The following is an 18,266-nucleotide window of genomic DNA, read 5'->3' as shown; positions in this document are numbered from 1 at the left end:
CCGTTCAGCTCTCGGGCTCGTCTTCGAACGGCCGCACCTCGACCGGGCCCATGCAGGCCGCGGAACACTTGGCGGCCCAGCTCAGCGCCTCGTCGAGGTCCTGGCAGCGCAGCACCCAGAACCCGCCGAGCTGCTCCTTCGTCTCGGCGAACGGGCCGTCGGTCATGGTGGTGCCGCTGCTCTCGGCCCGCACGACGGTCGCGCTGTCGGCCGGGAGAAGACCCCGCCGAAGACCCACGCCCCGGCGGCCTGCAACTCCTTGTTGACCTTGTCGACCTGGGAGTAGGCCTGCTGCATCTCCTCCGCCGACGGGGTCGGCGCGCCCTCGACCATGTGTACGGCGAGCATGTACTGCTTCATGATTCTTTCCTCCGGTGAATAGACAGCTGGAATGGTGACAGAAGTTCGGGGTGCGTGTCGCCGGATCAGGCCGGCAGACGCCGCGCGATGACCGGGATGACGATCGCGGCGGCGACCAGGTGGGTGAACATGAGCAGCGCCTTGGTGCCGGGCGCGGCGTCCACGATCACGTCCGGGACCAGCGAGAGAACGGTCAGCACGACGGTCGTACGGACGAAGGCCCGCCGCGGGTGCCGGGCCGTACGCGCCAGCACCGCGGCCAGGATCACGCCGACCAGCGAGAACACGGTCGTCAGCACGCCGAAACCGGAGACCGGGATCGGCGCGCCGGCCACGTCGAGGCTGACCCCGGCCGCGTGACCGGCAGCGGCGACGATCATGGTGGCGGCACTCGCGGCCGCGGTGGCGGCGACCCCGAACCCGAGCAGGGCGGCGATGCCGGAGCCGGCGGTACGGGTCGTCGTGGTGGCGGGGGTGGTGGCGGTGGTGGTCATGATGCCCTCCGGGCGGTCCGCGCGGCCGGCTCCGTGCCGGCCTCTCACCAGGGCTACGAAAAGGGCCCGCCCCGATCGACGACTCCGCCGAAGATTCTCAGAAGTTTTTTGGAGTGCCCGAGTTTTCCCTGCGTACCATCTCGGTGATCCAGATCGGTGCGAACGGCGATGTGCAGTTCGGCGGCGTCGGGTAGTCCTTGAGCACCTGGAGCCGCTCGCCGATGTCGATCGCGCGGGCGCGGTGCTCCGGGTGCTCGATCCCGATCTGGGCCAGGCAGTGGTTCATCGCCCACTGCAGGCGGTCGGGGGCGTCCTTCATCCCGGCCTCGATGATGTCGAGCAGTCCGTCGAGATCCAGGCCGGCCGGCCTCTTCGCCACCCGTTCGGTGGTCAGCGCCCAGCCGGCGCTCGCGACCACCGGGTCGGGATCGGCGAACCAGGCCAGCCGCAGCTCCTCGGCGTGCGGGCTCTTCTTGACCACGTAGTTGACGAGCCAGTCGTGCACCTTGGGCGTACGCGTCCGGCGGACCATCACGTCCAGCTCGTCCCGCCCGAACTCCTTGGGCCGGCAGATCAGCAGCGCCAGCAGCTTCGCCGCGGTGTCGTCGGTCGCCCAGAGCCGCCGCGCGAGGTCCTGCTGGACCTTGAGCCGCTTCGCCACCGCGCGCAGCTTGGTGAGGTTCACCCCGTGATCGTCGCCGTGTCTCTCGTTGACCGCGCGGACCTTCGGGTCCTCGAGCGCGGCCAGCTCGGCCAGCACCTCGTCCACCGTCGTGTCAGCCACCTCGGCCTCACCTCCTCACCTGGGGGTGTCAGCCTACGAGGCGCGGCGGATGATCGGATCGGACGCCGATGATCGGGCGCCGCCGGCCCGCCGCAGGCCAGGATCGATCTCGAAGGGAGGCCTCGTGATAGCGGCCCTCAACCGGCTGGTCGACCTGGTCGAGCAGCATCTGACCGGGGAACTCGACGTCACCGCGACGGCCAGGGAGCTCGGCACGACCGAGTACCACCTGCGCCGGGTGTTCTCGTCGCTGGCCGGCATGCCGCTGTCGGAGTACGTGCGTCGGCGTCGCATGACGGTCGCCGCCGCCGAGGTCGTCAGGGGTGAGGACGATCTGCTGGCCATCGCCGTCCGGCACGGGTACGGCTCCACCGAGGCGTTCGGCCGGGCGTTCCGGGCGGTCCACGGCGCCGGCCCGGGTGACGTCCGGCGTCACGGCGGTCCCCTTCGCACACAACCACAGCTCAGGTTCCGCCTGACCGTCGAAGGGAGCATTTCCATGGACACCCGCATCGTCGACCGGCCCGCATTCCGGCTCGCCGGACACGCCGCCCGGGTCCCGCTGCTGCACCGGGGCGTCAACCCGCACATCCAGCAGCACATCGCCGGGCTGCCGCCGGAGGAGCACGGCCGGCTCAAGGCTCTCGGCAACACCGAGCCGGAAGGCCTGCTGCAGGTCACCGACGACCTCGACCCGGACAGTGCCGAGGGCAGCGAGCTCACCTACCTGCACGGAGTCGCTGTCTCCGACGACACTGCGGTGCCCGAGGACCTCGACGCCATTCGCGTACCGGCGGGCCGGTGGGCGGTCTTCCGCACCGCCGGACCGCATCCGCAGGCGCTGCAGGAGACCTGGGCCGCGACCGCGACCGAATGGTTCCCGTCCAATCCCTGGCGGCTCCGGCCGGGACCCTCGATCGTCGCTGTCCTCGAGCGCGCGGAGGACTTCAGCACCGCGACCTGCGAGCTGTGGCTCCCGGTCGAACCGGCGTAACCCGTCCTACAGCGCGAGCATCGCCGCGGCGACCTCGGCGGCGGCGTCGGGAATCTTGGTCGCGGCCCGGTCGAGCACGAGCAGCCGGGCGTCGGGGATCTCGCGGGCGAGGGCCTCGCCGTTGCCGAGCGGGAAGAACGGGTCGCGACGGCCGTGCACCACGAGCGTCGGGATCGTCAGCTCGGGCAGACGTTCGCGCCAGCGCGGCCCGCAGTCGAGCTTGGCGAACACCAGGCCCAGCTGGTTGGCCATCTGCACGGCGGGCCGCGGGTCCGGCGTACGGTCGAAGATCCGCTCGGCCGTCGCTCGGGCCGCGGCCGGGTCGTCGCCGAGGATCTCCGCGCGGGCGGCGGCGCTCTGCGCCACCGCGGCGCGGTCGGACCAGTCGGGCAGCGGGAGCGCGAAGGCCCGGCTCATGGTCGCCGCGTCGTGGTCGGGCAGGTCGTCGTCGACCGGGCCCGGTGCCACCGGCCGCGTGCCGGCCAGGGTGAGCGCCGAGAAGGCGTCCGGGTGGTCCAGCGCGGCGACCTGGGCGACCATCCCGCCGACGCCGATGCCGGCCAGCTGCGCCGGCTGGTCGTCCAGCCCGCGGGCGAGCGCGGCGGCATCGGCGGCAAGATCGCGCAACGTGTACGCCGGCGCGTCCGGATCAACGGTCGACGACGCACCGGAGTCACGCAGGTCGTAGCGCACCACGTGACGTCCGCCGCGAGCGAGGGCCGTGCACAGCGAGTCGGGCCAGGAAAGCATGGTCGTACCACCGGCGAGCAGCACCAGGGGTGCCGCCCCGTCACCGAAATGCTCAATACCGAGCGTGACGCCGCCGGGCGTACGGAACGTGGATTGCATGCCCGGCTCCCCACCCGCCGATCAGAAGGGGGGCGCGTCCTCGCCCATCAGGGCCAGCGTGACGCCGCCTTTACCGGTCTTGAGACTCTGCACCACGACCTTGCCGGTGCGGCCGTCCGGCAGCTCCAGCGTGAAGGTCTTGCCGATGGCGTTCTTGGGGCCGTAGCCGGCGTCGTTCGCGGGCCGGAAGTCGCCCGCCCACGGCGGGATGCCGCCTCGGCGACTGGGCTCCGCGAAGAGCGCGGCGGTGCCGGGCGTCCTGGTGCCGTCGGCCGAGACAAGCGTTGAGGAACTGCGAAAGGTAGCCATATGCGCTCAGGGTATCGCGCGCAGGCCCCCGCGTGGGGAACACCGCCGGCCCGAATGCTGTGAAGCGCCGGATGATCACTCAGCGTGGCATCGACGCTCTACTATGCCGGGGGGCGCGGCACCGCCGCCGCGGGCCACCGTCAGAAGGGTCGTCCGTATGTCATTGAAGACGCACCGACTACTGACCGCAGCGCTGGCCGGCATCGTGCTGGCCGGCGTCGCCGCCGCGCCGGGGTCGGCCGCCCCGGCCGCCGCCGAGCGCACCAGCAAGGCGGAGAGCCGGCGGGTCGACGCCGTGCCCACGCCCAAGCTCGGCTGGTACAAGTGTTACGACATCGCCGAGTGTGCGACCGCTCAGCTGCCGCTCGACTACGACCAGCCGAAGGGCGCCACCACCGAGATCGCCGTGCTGCGGATCAAGGCCAAGGACCAGAAGCGCAAGATCGGCAGCCTGTTCCTCAACCCCGGCGGTCCGGGCGGATCGGCGACCGACTTCGTGCAGTTCGCGCCGTACTTCCTCAGCGACTCGCTGCTCCAGCGCTTCGACATCGTGGGCGTCGACCCCCGCGGCATCGGGGCCAGCGCGAACATCCGCTGCTTCAAGTCGGTCAAGGACCAGACCGCGGTCCTCGATCTGCTCAATGTGCCGTTCCCGGTCACGAAGACCGAGGAGCAGCGGTACGTGCAGGGGTCGAAGCGGCTGGGTAAGGCCTGCTCCACCACCGGCCGACCGCTGTCCGGCGCGATGTCCACCGCCGAGGTGGCCCGCGACATGGACGTCATGCGCCGCGCCGTGGGTGACCGCAAGCTCAACTACCTGGGCTTCAGCTACGGCAGCGCGCTCGGTCAGTACTACGCGAACATGTTCCCGGACCGGTTCCGCGCGCTGGCCGTGGACGGCGTGCTCGACCCGACCGCCTGGGTCGGTAACACCCGGCAGATCCTCGACGAGCGGCTGCGCTCGTCCGAGGGCGCGTACCGGGCGCTGATCGAGATCCTGAAGCGCTGCGACCGGGCCGGTGAGAAGTTCTGCGTCTTCGCCGACGGCGACCCGGTCAAGAACTTCGAGACCATCACCCGGCAACTGCGGGCGAAGCCGCTGGAACTGCCGGACGGCGCCGGCGGCACGATCACCGTCACGTACGCGGTCTTCGTCAGCGCCATCCTGGGCTCGCTCTACGGGACCGACGCCGGCCAGGTGGTCACGGAGATCGCCGCCGAGGTCTGGGCGGCGCTGAACGCGGGCTCAACCGCCGCGCTGACCGAACGGGCCCGGGCGGCGAAGGCGACCAAGCGGGGGTACGACTTCCCGTACCAGAACGGCTTCGAGGCGAGCAGTGCTGTCATCTGCACCGACGGGCGGCACCCGGCGAACGCCGAGCTCTGGCCGGCCGCCACTGCCCGTCGCGACCAGCAGGCGCCGTACTTCGGCCGGGCATGGGGCTGGATCGACAGCCAGTGCGCCCACAAGACGTGGACGGTCCAGGACGAGGACGCCTACCGCGGGCCGTTCACCAAGCGGACCGCCGCCCCGGTGCTGGTCGTCGGCAACTTCTGGGACCCGGCGACGAACTACCAGGGAGCCGTCTCGTCGAGCCGGCTGCTGCCGAACTCGCGGCTGCTGTCGAGCAACAACTGGGGGCACACCGCGTACGGATCGGGCGTGTGCGCCACCACCGCGATCGACAACTATCTGCTGACCGGAACGCCGCCCGCCAAGGGCACGGTCTGCACGGACTCGGTGCAGCCGTTCACCGAGCCGCTGCCGCCGCCGGGGGAGGCCACCACGCTGTCCTCGCCGACCGGTAAGCAGCGCCCGCCGGTCGTCACGCTGATCCCGGAGTCGCCGCTGACGCCGGCGAAGTGACCGCTCGTGGGCGGGGTGGCTGCGGCTGCCCCGCCCACGCGAGCGGTTTGGGATTCCCCGGTAGTCGCTGGATCATGGGGCCGTGATCGGATCCGGCACCTTCTCGTTGACCACCCCGCCGTTGTTCGCCGCGCTGGCTCCGGCTCGCAATGTCCTGATCGCCGGGGCCGGCGGCGGGTTCGATGTGTACGCCGGCCTGCCCCTGGCCCTGGCCCTGTGGCGCAGCGGCGTCCAGGTGCACCTGGCCAACCTGTCCTTCTCCGAGCTCGTCCTGCTCGACCGGGACAGCTGGGCGGCGGAGAACGTCGCGGTGGTGACGCCCGACTCGGCCAGCACGGACTGGTACTTCCCCGAGCGGACACTGGCCCGGTGGCTGGCGGATCAGGACCTGCCCTCGACGGTGTACGCCTTCCCGCCGCTCGGGGTCGAACGCCTGCGGGCCGGCTACCGGCACTTGATCGACCAGCTGGAGATCGACGCGGTGGTGCTGGTAGACGGCGGCACCGACATCCTGTTGCGGGGCGACGAGAGCAACCTCGGCACACCGGTGGAGGACATCACCAGCCTCGCCGCCGTGGCCGGGCTGGACGTGGCGGTGAAACTGGTGACCTGTCTCGGCTTCGGGATCGACGCCCATGACGGCGTCAACCATGTCGAGGTGCTGGAGAACCTCGCCGCCCTCGACCGGGACGGCGGTTATCTCGGGGCCCTGTCCATCCCCGGCGCCAGCCGCGAGGCGGAGCTGTACCGCGACGCCGTCGCCCATGCCCAGGCCGCCACGCCCGAGCGGCCGACGATCGTCCACGGCCAGATCGCCGCGGCCACCAGGGGCGACTTCGGCGACGTCCAGTTCACCCGGCGCACCAGCGGCAGCACCCTGTTCGTCAATCCGCTGATGGCCATGTACTTCACCGTCGACCTCGACAAGCTCGCCGCCCGGTGCCTGTACCTCGACCGCCTCGAGAACACCTGGGGCCGGCGTCAGGTGACCGGCCGGATCGAGAAGTTCCGGGCCGAGATCTCGCCCCGCATCCCGCGCGTGTATCCGCACTGACCACCGAGGTCAGTGCCGCCCGACGAGGTCGCCCACCTCCGTACGCGACGAGACGCCCAGCTTGCGCAGGATGTTCGACACGTGCACGGCGGCGGTCTTCGGTGAGATGTAGAGGCGCCGGGCCAGCTCCGGGTTGGTCAGCCCGTCACTGATCAGCACGGCCACCTCCCGTTCGCGGGGCGTCAGCGCGGCCGGGCCGGTCACTGCCGGTGGGGCGTCGACCGGGGCCATGCCGAGCCGGGCGCGTACCCGGGCGAGCTGGTCCACGCGCCAGCCGCGCCACCCGGCCAGCAGGGACGCGGCCGCCTCGGCCTGCGCGGTGGCCTCCTCGCGCCGGTCCTCCGCGAGCAGGCAGCGGGCGGCGCCGACGCGGACGGTGCCGCGGTTGGCCGGGCCCAGGATGTGCGCCTCGGTGATGGACAGGTAGCCGGTGAGTGCCTCGGCGTGCCGGCCGCGCGCCTCGGCGAGCTGGGCGTCGACGAGGGTCCGGTAGGCGTCCCACACGTCCTCGTCGAGCAGCGCGGCGGCCATCCGGTCGAGCTGGTGCGGCGGCAGGCCGATCTCCAGGGCGGCGGAGATCAGGTCGTGGGCCTGCTCGCCGCTGCGCCAGTTCTCGTCGGCGAGGGCCGTGATCAGCTCGTCCAGGGCTGCCTCGGCGCGGGGCAGGTCGGCGCGGCGGCAGGCGACGTTGAACGCGAGGCCGGGGATGGTCGTCGGCGGGTTGTCGGTCAGGGCGGCCAGGTCGGTGATGAGCTGCTCGACCCGGTCCAGCTCGCCGGCCTCCAGGTAGAGCCCGGCCAGGAAGACTCCGTGGTAGTCGGCCCAGCGGCCCCGGCGCCGGTAGCCGCGGTCCTGCTCGCGTCCGCTCTCCAGCGCCGCGATGGCGGCGCCCAGGTCGCCGGCCCGGATCGCCAGCCGGGCCCGGCCCTGGAAGTACGTGGCCACCGCGAGCGACTCGAAGCCGGCCCGCTCGGCGTCGACCCGCATCCGTTCCAGGGTCTCGGCGTGCTCGGCCGGTGAGGTGGGCGGCTCGCCGTGCACCAGGTTGTTGAGGGCGCGCGCGGCCAGCACCCACTCGCCCGCCTTCTCGGCCTCGTCGACGAGACCGGACAGGATCTCCCGGCCCTCGGCGGCGGTCTGCGGGCGTTCGGTGAGGGTCGAGCCCTTCTCCAGCAGCGCGGCCAGGCGCACGGCCGGCAGGTCGAACTCGTCGGCCAGGGCCAGGGCGCTGTCCGACCAGTGCAGCGCGGCGTCGGCGTCGTCCCGCAGGTACGCCGACTGCGCGATCGCGGTCATCGCCCGGGCCTGGTCGGCGCCGGGCGGCAGCTGCGCGATCAGCGTCTCGATGTCCTGCGTCAGGGTGCGCATCTCGTCGGTCGCGCGCGACTCCCAGGCGATGCGGACCAGCAGATACAGCGACTCGGCCCGGTCGGTCGAGGTGCCGGCGAGGTCCCGCCAGCGTCGGCCGTAGCGCAGCGCGTCGTCCAGCAGCCCGGCCAGCCACGCGGCCCGGGCCGCGGCGGCGAGCAGCTCGGTGTCGTCGGGCACCTCGTCGAGGCCCATCTCGGCCAGCTGCAGGGCCTGGTAGGCCGAGCCGATCGAGAGGTAGAGGGCGGCACCGCGGCGGGCCGCGGCGATCATGTCGTCGTACCGGCCGGCGCCGCGGGCGTGGTGGGCCACCATGGCCGGGTCGGCTCCGCCGTCGTTCGCGATCAGGCCGGCGTCGCCCTTGCGCAGCAGCACGTCGAGCGCCGCCTCGTGCAGCCGGCGGCGCTGCCGGCCGAGCATCTGATCGGCGATCGCCTCGCGCACCAGCGCGTGCCGGAACGCGAACTCGTCCTCGCCGGACTCGACCAGGACACCGCTGGTGACCAGGTCGCGCAGCGCGGCGATGAGCTCGTCCTCGCCGGTGCCGGTCACGTCGGCCAGCAGATCGAACGAGATGCGGTGGCCCAGCACGGTGGCCGCCTCGACGATGCGGTGGCTGAGCGGGTCGAGGTCGTCGACCTGGCGGCGGAGCACGTCGGCCAGGCTCCACGGCAACGGCTGCTCGACCAGCGCCTCCACGTCGTACCCGGGCAGCGCGCGCAGCAGCTCCTCCAGGAAGAAGGGATTGCCGCCGGTGCGATGGTGCAGCGCCGTCGCGGCGCGCAGCGGCGCCGGCGAGCCGGTGGCCGCGGCCAGCATCGCCGCGGTCTGCGCGGGGGTGAGGCGATCCAGCCGTACGTGGGTGACGGCGTGCCGGCGTTCGGTGCGGGCCAGCAGTCCCGCCACCGGCTGGCGGCGGGTCACCTCGTCCGGCCGGTACGTCCCGATGAGCAGCCGCGGCCCGCGCTGGTCGGCGATCCGCTCGAACAGCGCCGCGCTCTCCGAGTCGGCCCAGTGCAGGTCCTCGAAGACGAGGACGGCGGGGGAGTCGCCGATCAGGTCGGCCAGGATGGCCAGCCCGATGTGCAGGCGCTCGACCGGGCTGCGCCGCGGGTCCGCGAGGGTGGCCAGTTGTTCCTCGTCGATGTCCGGGTGGCCGTCGATGGCGTCGAGCAGCACCTCGTACGGCCGGGACAGCGAGCCGGGCTCCGCCTGGCCGACCAGCACCACGGTCTCCGCCGGCACCCCGGCCAGCAACTCGTGCACCAGCCGGGTCTTGCCGATGCCGGGCTCGCCGGCGATGAGCGCGACCGCCGGCTCATGCGCCGAAGCGAGCCGCGCCAGGCGGCGCAGCTCGCTCTCCCGCCCGATCATCACCGGGCTGGCACCGCCGCGGATGGTTCGCACGACGCCAGGGTACCGGTGGGACGGCCGCGGGCGACGGCGGCTTTGCGGGCCCGGCGGGCCCGCCGGGCGCTGCTCAGCAGGCGCCCCTGCTCCGCCTCGGCGACCAGCTCACGGTGCCGGTCGTGGGCCAGGTCCAACAGGATGTCCGGGTGCATCATCATGGCTTCTCTCCTTGTCAACCGGTGATGGATCAATCCTCGGCTGACGGGGGAGCTGTCACATCGGACGCGATCACCTATCTTGGCGGTCGCCCTGGTTCAGACGGGGTACGCGGGCCGCCTAGGCATACCTATGAGCCTGCTCTCAGGTGCTGCTGATCGTGACGGTCTGTCCGGGGAACTGTCCCTGTACCGCCTCCTCGACCATGGCCGCCGCGACCGTCGCCCGGCTCACCCGGCCGGGGAAGAACCGTCTCGGGGTCCGGTCCAGGCTCAGGGTGCGCCGGCCGGGGGCGACCGGGCCGTCGGTCAGCATGCCGGCGTGGAACACGGTCCCGCCCGCGGCGATGATCGTGGCGTCGGCCGCCACCTTGTCAGCGACCTCGTCCCGCAGGAAGACGCTGAGCAGGGCACGGGTGAGCGGGCCGGCGACATCGACCGACGGGCCCGTGCCCACCGCCCCGAGCCAGACGACCCGGGGGACGCCGGAGGCGACGACGGCCTTGGCCCCGGCGGTGAGAACGCCGGGCGGATTGCCTTTGACGACGCCGAGCCCGGACAGCAGTACGTCGGATCCGGCGACGGCCCGGGCGATGGACTCGGGGTCGTGCACGTCGGCGGCGACCGTGGTCAGCCCGGGTCGCGCTGGTACGCGTCCGGGCTGCCGGGCGATGGCCGTCACCGGCAACCCCTGTTCGAGCGCGGCGGTGACCAGCAGAGTCCCGGTGGCGCCGGTGGCGCCGAGTACGGCAATGCGCATGACAGTTCCTCGATCACTGTGGAGGGTCAGAGCGTGCGTTGCAGAACGTCGAGGGCGGCGGCGTGCACACCGGGCGCGGCGGCCACGTAACCGGTGCTGGTGACCTCCCACGGCTTGCCGTCGAAGTCGGTGACGACGCCGCCGGCCTCCCGGACCAGCAGCAGCGGGCCGATGTGCGAGCGCACGTTCTCGAACTGCCAGTGCACGTCCAGGCGTCCGGCCGCCACCTGGGTGAGCTCGCGCCCGACCGGCACCGACGAGCGGACGTACAGGGCGTGCTGCAGCATCGCGGTCATCGAGGTGCCGACGCTCCGGGCCACCGCGGCCGAGTGGCTGGGCCGGGCCTGGCCGGTGCCGGTCAGGGCGAGAGCCAGGTCGGTCTTCGTGGAGACCGTCATCCGGGTGCCGTTGAGGTACGCCCCGCCGCCGCCGACCGCGGTGAACAGCTCGTCGGACCAGGGCGCGTAGAGCACCACGAAGTCCGGGCGGCCGTTGCGGACCAGCGTGACGCCGATGTTCCAGTCGGTCATGCCGTGGACCAGGTTGAGGTTGCCGCCGACCGGGTCGACGACCCACCGGTCGCCGCCGGCCATCGGGCCGGTGGCGTGCTCGTCCTCCTCCCAGCCGGAGCCGGGCAGAGCGGCGAGCAGGGCGGGCCGCAGCAGGTCGGCCACGGCGTCGTCGTGCCGCCGCAGGCCCGCGAACAGCTGGTCCTCGGTGGCGACGCGGTTGCCGGGTGCGTAGAAGCTCCGCAGGCGAGCGCCGGCCTCCCGGACCAGATCGGTGGTGGTGGAGATCAGGTCATCGGTCATGACCTGAGTCTTGGCCCCGCGCTCAGTTAAGTACAGTGCACTCTCTTTAAGATAACGTTTACCGCCATGCAACTGGATCTGAACCTGCTGACGACGCTGGACGCCCTGCTCGTCGAGGGCAGCGTGCGCGGAGCGGCCGAGCGGCTGCACCTGTCATCGCCCGCGGTCAGCCGCTCACTCGGCCGGATCCGGAAGCTGACCGGCGACGACATCCTGGTGCGGACCGGCCGGACCATGACGCCCACCCCGTACGCCCTGGCGGTCCGCGAGCAGGTCAGCGGGCTGGTCCGGCAGGCCGGCGCGGTGCTGGCACCGAGCCGCGACCTGGACCTGGCGACGTTGGAACGCACGTTCACGCTGCAGTGCCACGACGCCCTGACCACGGCACTGGCTGCGCCGCTGCTGGCCGTGATCGCCGAGCGGGCGCCGGGCGTCCGGGTGCGGTTCCTGACCGAGACGGCCGTGGACACCGACGACCTGCGGCACGGCCGGGTGGACCTGGAGATCGGCGCGACGACCCCGGACCTGCCGGAGATCCGGACCGAGACCGTCGGCCACGACCGGCTCGTCGTGGTGCTGCGCGGTGATCACCCGTACGCCGGGGGTCTGGATCTCGAGGCGTACGCGGCTCAGCCGCACCTGCTCGTCTCCCGCCGCGGCCGGCTGAGTGACCCGGTGGACGAGCTGCTCGAAGCGCACGGCCTGCACCGCCGGGTGCTGGCCGCGGTCGGCACCACCGCGACCGCCCTGCACGTGGCCGGCCACAGCGACGCCGTCGTGACCGTGCCGGAGGTGATGTGCCGCCCGCTGATCGCGGCCTTCGGGCTGGCCGTCGCACCGCTGCCGGAGCCGCTGCGGCTGCCGCCGGTGCCGATCGTGGGCAACTGGCATCAGCGCTACGACACCGACACCGGCCACGCCTGGCTCCGCGAGCAGACCCGGGACGTGCTGAGCGCGGCCCTCGGCGGACGCTAGCCGAGCTCTTCGGCCAGCCCGACGATGATGCCCTCCGGGCCGCGGACGTAGCAGAGCCGGTACGCGTCCTCGTACCGCACCACCTCGCCGACGAGCTCGGCGCCGTGGGCGAGCAGGCGGGCGACCACCTCGTCGATGTCGTCGACGGCGAACATGATGCGGCGGATGCCCAGCGTGTTCACCGGGGCGATGCGCGGCTCGGCGCTGATCGCCTCCGGGGTGTGGAACCTGGCCAGCTCGACGCCGGAGCGGCCGTCCGGGGTCCGCAGCATCGCGATGTCCTGCTTGACGTCGGCGATCCCGATGACCTGCTCCACCCAGGGCCCCTCAACCGGCCCCCGGCCCTGCAGCTCCAGGCCGAGTTCGACGAAGAACGCGATGACCGCGTCGAGGTCCTCGACCACAATGAGGACGTTGTCCATCCGCTGGATCGTCATGCTGATCTCCTCGGTCCCGGACGGCCAGGATGACCGTCTCCGCACCGGGGACGCGGCCGCCACGCCGTTCTCGACATACTCGCCGGTCTTTTCACCGGGAGTGTGCGGAGCGGGTCGCGTGTAAGGACGCCAGGAGCTGCAGCCGGTCCGCGTCGGCGCTGCCCGGTTCCGCGGTCCAGATGAGCATGACCGGGCCGGGGTTGCCGGGCAGCGGATAGGTGTCCCAGTCCAGGACGATGTCGCCGACCTCGGGGACCGGGAAGGTCTTGGTGCCGCTGACCGACTCGCGGACGTCGTGCCGGGCCCACAGCCGCCGGAACTCGGCGCTGCGGATGCTCAGCTCCCCGACGATCGCGGTGGCGCGGGGATGGGTGGGGTCGGTGGCCACGGCGGCGCGCATCATGCCGATGTAGTCCAGGGCCTGGCGCTCCCAGTCCGGGCAGCTCCGCTCGCCGGTCCGGGTGTCGTCGAACATCTGCAGCAGCATGTTGAGCCGGTCGGCCGGGTAGCCGTGCGGGTCGCCGAGCAGCGCCTCCGCCATCGTGTTCCAGGCGAGCAGGTCGAGGTGGTGGCCGAGCACGACCGCCGGGGTGTCCATCACGCGCAGCAGCCGCCGGGTGCTGTCCGGCACCCGTTCCGGGCCGTGCTCCGGCCGTGCCGGCATCGGTCGGCGAGCCGCGTAGGCCAGGGTGAACAGGTGGCGGCGTTCCTCGTCGTCGAGCGCCAGTGCGCCGGCCAGGGCCTCCAGGACCTCGTCGGACGGGCGTACCTCCCGGCCCTGTTCCATCCGCTGGTAGTAGTCGGTGCTCAGCCCGGCCAGCAGGGCCAACTCCTCGCGGCGCAGCCCGGTGACCTTGCGCCGGCCACCCGGCTCCAGGCCGACGTCGTGCGGGCGCAACCTGCTGCGCCGGGCGCGCAGGAAGTCGCCGAGCTCACGAGCGTACGGATGGGGCCTGCTCATGCCGCAAGTGTGCCGCGGCCCGGACCACCGTGGGTAGGTCCGGCAGACCTAGGCAGGCGGGAACGACGGAACCGGCCGGGATCGCTCCTAGCGTCAGCGGTCCACGCACCGAAACCGTCAGGAGCAGCAGATGACCGGATGGACCGCCGACCGCATCCCCGACCAGCACGGCCGGACCGCGGTCGTGACCGGCGCGAACTCGGGCCTGGGCCTGGTCACCGCCACCGAGCTGGCCCGCCACGGCGCGCACGTCGTGCTCGCCGTCCGCAACACCGCCGCCGGCGCGGCGGCCGCCCGCCGGATCGGCGGCGACGTCGAGGTGCGCGAGCTGGACCTGGCCTCGCTGGATTCGGTACGGGGGTTCGCCACGAAGCTGGCCGCCGACCACCCGGTGATCGATCTGCTGGTCAACAACGCCGGCGTGGTGCTGCTCGGTCCCCGCCGCACCTCGGCCGACGGCTTCGAACTGCAGCTCGCCACCAACATGCTGGGCCATTTCGCGCTGACCGGCCTCCTGCTCGGCAACCTGGCCGCGGCCCGGGCGGCGCGGGTGGTCAGCCTCAGCTCGATCACGCACCGGACCGCGCGCCTCGACTTCGACGACCTGATGGCCGAGCGGGGCTACCGGGCTTCCGCCGTCTACGGCCGGTCCAAGCTCGCCACCACGATCTTCGGCGTCGAGCTGGACCGCCGCCTGCGCGCCGCCGGCTCGCCGGTCGTCAGCGTGCTGGCCCATCCGGGTCTCACCCGCACCAACCTGACCCCGCGGGCCTGGGAACACCGCGGCCGGCTGGGCCGGGTCATCGCGCGCGTGGGCCTGGTGGCCACCCAGCCGGTGGAGCAGGGGGCGCTGCCGCAGCTGCGCGCCGCCACCGACCCGGGGGTGCAGGGCGGGCAGTTCTTCGGCCCGGCCGGGCTCTGGGAGACGCGGGGCCGGGTCACCGAGGCCCGATTCAGCCGGGAGGCCACCGACCCGGCGGCGGGCGGGCGTCTCTGGGCGGCAGCCGAGGAACTGACGGGCGTCAGCTATCTCTGAGCTGAGCCTCGACGGCCGTCTTGTCGATCACCGACCAGACGTCGGTGATCTTCGTGCCGGTGCATCGGTAGATGACGTTCTCGGTGAACCGGATCCGCCGCCCGCGGACCGGGAGCCCGAGGAAGTCCCCGCTCGGGGTGCAGTCGAACCGCAGCCGGGCCGCGATGTGCGGTGGCTCGCACACCAGCAGCTCGACGTCGTAGCGCAGGTCCGGGATGTCCCGGGCCTCCGCTTCCCGCTGCTCGCGGTACGTGGCCAGCCCGACCGGCCGCCCGTTGTAGCGCACCTCGTCGTCGACGAAATCGCCCAGCTCGGACCAGCTCCGCGCGTTGAGGCAGTCGAGATACGCCTGGTAGCGGGCGCGCAGCTCGGCGACGCTGCTCACGGCTGACCCGCAGTGACGAGCTTGTGCATGTCGAGGTCGTCGCTGAGCCACCGCTCGAACCACTGGCTCAGGGTGAGGTCGAGCGGGTGCAGGGTGCTCTGGTCCAGGAAGAGGATCCGCCCCTCGGGGGTGCGGCAGTCGAGCAGCGCCCACATCGCGCCCCCGAAGTTGCAGAACGAGACCACGCCGGGTGTCCAGGCCGGGAAGTCGTCGGGGATCTCGTCGTCCCGCCACTGGACGTAGTCCGCCAGCATGCCGTCCTCGCTGGCGTAACCGTCCTCGACGCCTTCCACTCCGCCGAACGGGCCGAAGCCGCCGTTGGCCACCTCCTGGTAGAGGCGGCGCAGCAGCGGCGGCAGCGGAAAGCCGATGGTCTGCTCGGCCTCGGCCAGGGCTTCCGCCGAGGCCGGCTCCTGTGGGTACGGCTCCGGCAGGTCGGCGCCCCGGCCGGCGTCGACCCGGGCGCTGATGGCGGCGACAACCTCGTCATCGGTCATCGGACGATCATCGACGGTGCCGCGACTCTCCGCCACCCCGTCCGCGATCCCGGGACCGGCTGTGGCAACGGATCAGGGCAGCAGCCGGATGACCGCGGCGGGGCAGCGGCCGACCGCCTGCTCCACCGCCTGCCGTTCCGACTCCGGCGGCTGCTCGTCGAGCAGCACCACGACCGCCTCCTCCGGATCCTGGTCGAAGACGGCCGGCGCGGTGAGCACGCACATGCCCGCGCCGATGCACAGATCGCGGTCGACGGTGACTCTCACGACCAGGTCACCGGCAGCTCGACGGGGCCGCGGACCACGGAGTCCTTCTTCCACACGATCTCCTCGGGTGGCACCGCGATCCGCAACGCCGGCACCCGGCGGGCCAGCGCCCCGAGCACCGTGGTCAGCTCTATCCGGGCGATCTGCTGACCCACGCAGGCGTGCGCGCCGTGCCCGAAGCCGAGGTGCGCGCCGGGTCTGCGGGCCACGTCGAACGTGTCGGCGTCCGGGTGCAGCGCGGTGTCCCGGTTGCCCGACTGCACCGCCACCACCACGTAGTCGCCCGCCTTGATCGGCTGTCCGTTCACCACGGTGTCCTCGGTGGCCTGCCGTAGCAGCCCGATGCTGACGCCCAGGTAGCGCACGAGCTCCTCGGCCGCCGAGGCGGCCAGCTCGGGCTCGGCGCAGAGTTTCGCCCACTGTCCCGGGGTGTTCAGCAGGCAGACCAGACCGTACGTGATCATGGACGCGGTCGTGTCGAAGCCGGCGACGAGCAGCGCGCCGTTCATCTGCGTCAGTTCCTCGTCGGTGAGCGGGCGCTCGCTGTCGGCGCTGTGCTCGATCATCCGGCTGAGCACGTCGTCGCCGGGCCGGCCCCGGCGGGTGGCGACCAGCTCATACAGGTACGCCCACAGCGGCTCGATCGCCCGCCGCAGCTCGTCCGGCGTGGTGGACGTCCTGAACAGGGCCGCGGCCGCGTCGTGCAGCAGGTGACGCTGCTCGGGTGGCACCCCGATCAGCTCGGCGATCACCGCGGTGGTGATCGCGGTGGAGAACTGGCTGTGCAACGGATAGGGCTGCGGGGACGCCAGCATGCCGGTGATCGCCTCGTCGGTGATCTGCTCGACCAGCGGCCGCAGCTCGGCCAGCCGGCGGGGATGGGACACCTGCGGGGCGAAGTTGCGCCGGATCCGGATGTGTTCCGGGCCGTCCAGCTGGCTGAAGCCGGTGACCGGCGACTCCGGCCCGCCGAACGCGTCCAGCACGTGAGCGGCCTGACCGGGCCGGGTCGAGAAGCGGTGGCCGTCGCCGAGCACCTCCCGGACTCCCGCGTAGTCCGAGACCAGCCAGGCGTCCAGGCCGGTCGGGCAGGTCACGCGGACGACCTGCGGGTCGGCGCGCAGCCGGGCGTACTCGGGCGGCGGGTCGAACGGCAGCTGGTCCTCGTCCGGCAGCGGCAACGCAGGTAGAGACATCCCCGAACCTCCACAATGTGTAGTCGGGGAACCACCTTACGCGACTTCGACGAAGGTCAATATCCCTGAGTCAGTAGGAGAACGGGTCGTAGCCATCGTTGTCGCAGGTCCGGCGCTGGGCGATGCAGTTCCGGACCCGCTGGTTCATTTCCTTGACGTTCCACATGACGAACGCGTCGCCGTGCATCGACGAGGCACTGCGGCCCTGCGGATCGGAGGAGAGGTAGTAGCCGGCCTTCGAGCCCTTGGCCCCGTACGCGATATCGAAGGTCAAGGCCGGAATCCGGACCGGATGGCCGGCCGGGCACCCAGCGTCCGTCCCGAACGCCACATGCTCCTTGTGGTGCGGGCTGTCCAGGTTCTTGCCGTCCCAGCAGTCCGGGAACTGCAACATGAAATGCAGGCTCGCCGGCTCACCGCAGATCGGCCAGTTGCCGTTGTCGCTGCGGGCGACGCCATTGATGTCACCCGGTCCGTAGAAGGCGCAGTAGAACTGACCCTGCGCGCCGCGCGGCGTCGGCTGCTTCTTCTTGGCGTCCCCGGCGACCATCCTCAGCCCGTTCGGCATCGGCATGATCCCGTCCGAGTTCTTCCGGAGCGAGCGGTAGTAGACCCGGAATCCAGTGGTCTCGACCGGCTTGCGGGTCGCGGCCTCGTACAGCGTCGGCACCCAGTAGGCAGAATGGTCCACGACCGGCTTGCACGTGGTGGCCGTGAATTTCATCAGATCGCCGGCCACGGTGTTCGCGTCCACGGCCTTGTTTCCGACGAAGGAATGCATGTGCGAGGCGCCCGGCAGCCCCGGGAAGACGATCGGGTCGTCGGGCTTGCGGTGGCTGTAGCGGCAGTCGGCCCGGAACTCCGGCAGGTTGCCGGCGTTGCCCGGCGGGTCGGCCTTGGTGGCCTTGTACTTGGCGACCTGCGCGTTCCAGGCTGCCCGGTCGACCGGGAGCCAGCCGGCTCTCGGCGTTTGCTGGGTGGCGGTGGCGGTGACCGACGGCTTCTTCGGGGACGACGTCGCGGTTGTCGGCGGCGGTGTTGTGCCAGGTGCTGATGTCTGCGCGCGGCTCTGATCCACGGCCTGCGGCTGCTGGCGGGCGGACGCCTGGGTGAGACTCACCGACACGACCACCGCGGTGATGAGGGCGACGGTCACGCCGGCGCCGGCCACAGCCAGCCCCCGCCCGCGCCGGACATGGCGACCGGACTCAGGCACGGGGAAAGGGAAACGCGGCACAGGTCACTCCCAACAAGCGAACACGACAAGTCGGCCGAACCGAGCGACCGCCGGAATGG

At 72.1% G+C, this 18,266-nt stretch carries 22 protein-coding genes; 5 read left to right on the top strand and 17 right to left on the bottom strand.

What is annotated here, in order from left to right; translation table 11 throughout:
- Positions 1-4: 4 nt before the first annotated feature.
- The 4 genes from ACQP2Y_RS37600 to ACQP2Y_RS37585 form a co-directional block, all read right to left on the bottom strand.
- Positions 5-166 (bottom strand): YciI family protein, encoded by a 162-nt coding sequence (locus tag ACQP2Y_RS37600; protein WP_433721012.1) that lies wholly within the window; start codon positions 164-166, stop codon positions 5-7.
- Complete coding sequence (locus ACQP2Y_RS37595) at positions 163-360, bottom strand: hypothetical protein (protein ID WP_433721010.1); 198 nt, start codon at positions 358-360, stop codon at positions 163-165. Before ACQP2Y_RS37595 ends, ACQP2Y_RS37600 begins: the two co-directional genes overlap by 4 nt.
- 65 nt (positions 361-425) lie before the next feature.
- Entirely contained in the window at positions 426-854 is a 429-nt protein-coding gene (locus tag ACQP2Y_RS37590) for a DUF6069 family protein (protein ID WP_433721008.1), read from the bottom strand.
- Positions 855-951: 97 nt separating this feature from the next.
- On the bottom strand, positions 952-1,638 hold the full coding sequence (locus ACQP2Y_RS37585; RefSeq protein ID WP_433721006.1) for a DNA alkylation repair protein: 687 nt from the start codon (positions 1,636-1,638) through the stop codon (positions 952-954).
- Positions 1,639-1,762: 124 nt separating this feature from the next.
- Here ACQP2Y_RS37585 and ACQP2Y_RS37580 point away from each other — a divergent pair, with 124 nt between their 5' ends.
- Positions 1,763-2,632, top strand: coding sequence for an AraC family transcriptional regulator (locus ACQP2Y_RS37580; protein ID WP_433721004.1), 870 nt, complete (start codon positions 1,763-1,765; stop codon positions 2,630-2,632).
- Positions 2,633-2,638: 6 nt separating this feature from the next.
- Here the strand turns inward: ACQP2Y_RS37580 and ACQP2Y_RS37575 are convergent, their stop codons facing one another.
- Both ACQP2Y_RS37575 and ACQP2Y_RS37570 read right to left on the bottom strand, forming a co-directional pair.
- Positions 2,639-3,481 (bottom strand): alpha/beta fold hydrolase, encoded by an 843-nt coding sequence (locus ACQP2Y_RS37575; RefSeq protein ID WP_433721003.1) that lies wholly within the window; start codon positions 3,479-3,481, stop codon positions 2,639-2,641.
- A gap of 21 nt (positions 3,482-3,502) precedes the next feature.
- Positions 3,503-3,790: a hypothetical protein gene (locus tag ACQP2Y_RS37570; RefSeq protein WP_433721002.1), complete on the bottom strand. Its 288-nt coding sequence runs from the start codon at positions 3,788-3,790 to the stop codon at positions 3,503-3,505.
- A gap of 157 nt (positions 3,791-3,947) precedes the next feature.
- On the opposite strand from ACQP2Y_RS37570, the gene ACQP2Y_RS37565 reads away from it, so the two are divergent.
- A complete protein-coding gene (locus ACQP2Y_RS37565) occupies positions 3,948-5,657 on the top strand; it encodes an alpha/beta hydrolase (RefSeq protein WP_433721001.1) in 1,710 nt (569 codons plus the stop codon).
- 82 nt (positions 5,658-5,739) lie between these two features.
- Positions 5,740-6,711: a DUF1152 domain-containing protein gene (locus ACQP2Y_RS37560; RefSeq protein WP_433721000.1), complete on the top strand. Its 972-nt coding sequence runs from the start codon at positions 5,740-5,742 to the stop codon at positions 6,709-6,711.
- Between the two features lie 9 nt (positions 6,712-6,720).
- Here the strand turns inward: ACQP2Y_RS37560 and ACQP2Y_RS37555 are convergent, their stop codons facing one another.
- From ACQP2Y_RS37555 to ACQP2Y_RS37540, 4 genes are all read right to left on the bottom strand, one after another.
- The gene (locus ACQP2Y_RS37555) at positions 6,721-9,486 is read right to left on the bottom strand and encodes an ATP-binding protein (RefSeq protein ID WP_433720998.1); all 2,766 of its coding nucleotides are present in this window, start codon (positions 9,484-9,486) and stop codon (positions 6,721-6,723) included.
- Positions 9,453-9,647, bottom strand: coding sequence for a hypothetical protein (locus ACQP2Y_RS37550; RefSeq protein WP_433720997.1), 195 nt, complete (start codon positions 9,645-9,647; stop codon positions 9,453-9,455). Before ACQP2Y_RS37550 ends, ACQP2Y_RS37555 begins: the two co-directional genes overlap by 34 nt.
- A 142-nt stretch (positions 9,648-9,789) precedes the next feature.
- Entirely contained in the window at positions 9,790-10,404 is a 615-nt protein-coding gene (locus tag ACQP2Y_RS37545) for an NAD(P)-dependent oxidoreductase (protein WP_433720996.1), read from the bottom strand.
- Between the two features lie 26 nt (positions 10,405-10,430).
- Positions 10,431-11,216, bottom strand: coding sequence for an inositol monophosphatase family protein (locus tag ACQP2Y_RS37540; protein WP_433720995.1), 786 nt, complete (start codon positions 11,214-11,216; stop codon positions 10,431-10,433).
- 66 nt (positions 11,217-11,282) lie between these two features.
- Here ACQP2Y_RS37540 and ACQP2Y_RS37535 point away from each other — a divergent pair, with 66 nt between their 5' ends.
- On the top strand, positions 11,283-12,191 hold the full coding sequence (locus tag ACQP2Y_RS37535) for a LysR family transcriptional regulator (RefSeq protein WP_433720994.1): 909 nt from the start codon (positions 11,283-11,285) through the stop codon (positions 12,189-12,191).
- On the opposite strand, the gene ACQP2Y_RS37530 is transcribed toward ACQP2Y_RS37535, so the two are convergent.
- Together ACQP2Y_RS37530 and ACQP2Y_RS37525 are read right to left on the bottom strand one after the other, a co-directional pair.
- Positions 12,188-12,628, bottom strand: a complete 441-nt coding sequence (locus ACQP2Y_RS37530) for a VOC family protein (RefSeq protein ID WP_433720992.1) — start codon at positions 12,626-12,628, stop codon at positions 12,188-12,190. The two genes, ACQP2Y_RS37535 and ACQP2Y_RS37530, sit on opposite strands and share 4 nt — an antisense overlap.
- A 91-nt stretch (positions 12,629-12,719) precedes the next feature.
- Positions 12,720-13,589 (bottom strand): helix-turn-helix transcriptional regulator, encoded by an 870-nt coding sequence (locus tag ACQP2Y_RS37525; RefSeq protein WP_433720991.1) that lies wholly within the window; start codon positions 13,587-13,589, stop codon positions 12,720-12,722.
- Positions 13,590-13,719: 130 nt separating this feature from the next.
- On the opposite strand from ACQP2Y_RS37525, the gene ACQP2Y_RS37520 reads away from it, so the two are divergent.
- Positions 13,720-14,625, top strand: a complete 906-nt coding sequence (locus tag ACQP2Y_RS37520) for an oxidoreductase (protein WP_433720989.1) — start codon at positions 13,720-13,722, stop codon at positions 14,623-14,625.
- On the opposite strand, the gene ACQP2Y_RS37515 is transcribed toward ACQP2Y_RS37520, so the two are convergent.
- From ACQP2Y_RS37515 to ACQP2Y_RS37495, 5 genes are all read right to left on the bottom strand, one after another.
- Positions 14,612-15,010: an ester cyclase gene (locus ACQP2Y_RS37515; protein ID WP_433720987.1), complete on the bottom strand. Its 399-nt coding sequence runs from the start codon at positions 15,008-15,010 to the stop codon at positions 14,612-14,614. The two genes, ACQP2Y_RS37520 and ACQP2Y_RS37515, sit on opposite strands and share 14 nt — an antisense overlap.
- Entirely contained in the window at positions 15,007-15,507 is a 501-nt protein-coding gene (locus ACQP2Y_RS37510) for an SMI1/KNR4 family protein (protein ID WP_433720985.1), read from the bottom strand. Before ACQP2Y_RS37510 ends, ACQP2Y_RS37515 begins: the two co-directional genes overlap by 4 nt.
- Positions 15,508-15,579: 72 nt before the next feature.
- A complete protein-coding gene (locus ACQP2Y_RS37505) occupies positions 15,580-15,774 on the bottom strand; it encodes a ferredoxin (protein ID WP_433720984.1) in 195 nt (64 codons plus the stop codon).
- Positions 15,771-16,970, bottom strand: a complete 1,200-nt coding sequence (locus ACQP2Y_RS37500; RefSeq protein ID WP_433720982.1) for a cytochrome P450 — start codon at positions 16,968-16,970, stop codon at positions 15,771-15,773. The genes ACQP2Y_RS37505 and ACQP2Y_RS37500 overlap by 4 nt, the downstream gene beginning before the upstream one ends.
- Before the next feature lie 70 nt (positions 16,971-17,040).
- Positions 17,041-18,186 carry a DUF1996 domain-containing protein gene (locus ACQP2Y_RS37495; RefSeq protein ID WP_433720980.1) on the bottom strand — a complete coding sequence of 382 codons (1,146 nt, stop codon included), beginning with the start codon at positions 18,184-18,186 and terminating at the stop codon, positions 17,041-17,043.
- Positions 18,187-18,266: the final 80 nt, after the last annotated feature.

The organism is Actinoplanes sp. CA-051413 (assembly GCF_050955795.1).
Classification (GTDB): Bacteria; Actinomycetota; Actinomycetes; order Mycobacteriales; family Micromonosporaceae; genus Actinoplanes.
The sequence above is the reverse complement of the archived record's forward strand: the minus strand, read 5'-3'. Positions and strand labels throughout refer to the sequence as shown.

What these genes read in the sequence shown, in the direction of transcription:
- ACQP2Y_RS37510 (WP_433720985.1), bottom strand. Translation starts at nt 15,507, where the DNA reads ATGACCGATGACGAGGTTGTCGCCGCCATCAGCGCCCGGGTCGACGCC.
- ACQP2Y_RS37575 (WP_433721003.1), bottom strand. Translation starts at nt 3,481, where the DNA reads ATGCAATCCACGTTCCGTACGCCCGGCGGCGTCACGCTCGGTATTGAG.
- ACQP2Y_RS37600 (WP_433721012.1), bottom strand. Translation starts at nt 166, where the DNA reads ATGACCGACGGCCCGTTCGCCGAGACGAAGGAGCAGCTCGGCGGGTTC.
- ACQP2Y_RS37535 (WP_433720994.1), top strand. Translation starts at nt 11,283, where the DNA reads ATGCAACTGGATCTGAACCTGCTGACGACGCTGGACGCCCTGCTCGTC.
- ACQP2Y_RS37525 (WP_433720991.1), bottom strand. Translation starts at nt 13,589, where the DNA reads ATGAGCAGGCCCCATCCGTACGCTCGTGAGCTCGGCGACTTCCTGCGC.
- ACQP2Y_RS37545 (WP_433720996.1), bottom strand. Translation starts at nt 10,404, where the DNA reads ATGCGCATTGCCGTACTCGGCGCCACCGGCGCCACCGGGACTCTGCTG.
- ACQP2Y_RS37540 (WP_433720995.1), bottom strand. Translation starts at nt 11,216, where the DNA reads ATGACCGATGACCTGATCTCCACCACCACCGATCTGGTCCGGGAGGCC.
- ACQP2Y_RS37500 (WP_433720982.1), bottom strand. Translation starts at nt 16,970, where the DNA reads ATGTCTCTACCTGCGTTGCCGCTGCCGGACGAGGACCAGCTGCCGTTC.
- ACQP2Y_RS37565 (WP_433721001.1), top strand. Translation starts at nt 3,948, where the DNA reads ATGTCATTGAAGACGCACCGACTACTGACCGCAGCGCTGGCCGGCATC.
- ACQP2Y_RS37590 (WP_433721008.1), bottom strand. Translation starts at nt 854, where the DNA reads ATGACCACCACCGCCACCACCCCCGCCACCACGACGACCCGTACCGCC.
- ACQP2Y_RS37595 (WP_433721010.1), bottom strand. Translation starts at nt 360, where the DNA reads ATGAAGCAGTACATGCTCGCCGTACACATGGTCGAGGGCGCGCCGACC.
- ACQP2Y_RS37570 (WP_433721002.1), bottom strand. Translation starts at nt 3,790, where the DNA reads ATGGCTACCTTTCGCAGTTCCTCAACGCTTGTCTCGGCCGACGGCACC.
- ACQP2Y_RS37520 (WP_433720989.1), top strand. Translation starts at nt 13,720, where the DNA reads ATGACCGGATGGACCGCCGACCGCATCCCCGACCAGCACGGCCGGACC.
- ACQP2Y_RS37530 (WP_433720992.1), bottom strand. Translation starts at nt 12,628, where the DNA reads ATGACGATCCAGCGGATGGACAACGTCCTCATTGTGGTCGAGGACCTC.
- ACQP2Y_RS37550 (WP_433720997.1), bottom strand. Translation starts at nt 9,647, where the DNA reads ATGATGATGCACCCGGACATCCTGTTGGACCTGGCCCACGACCGGCAC.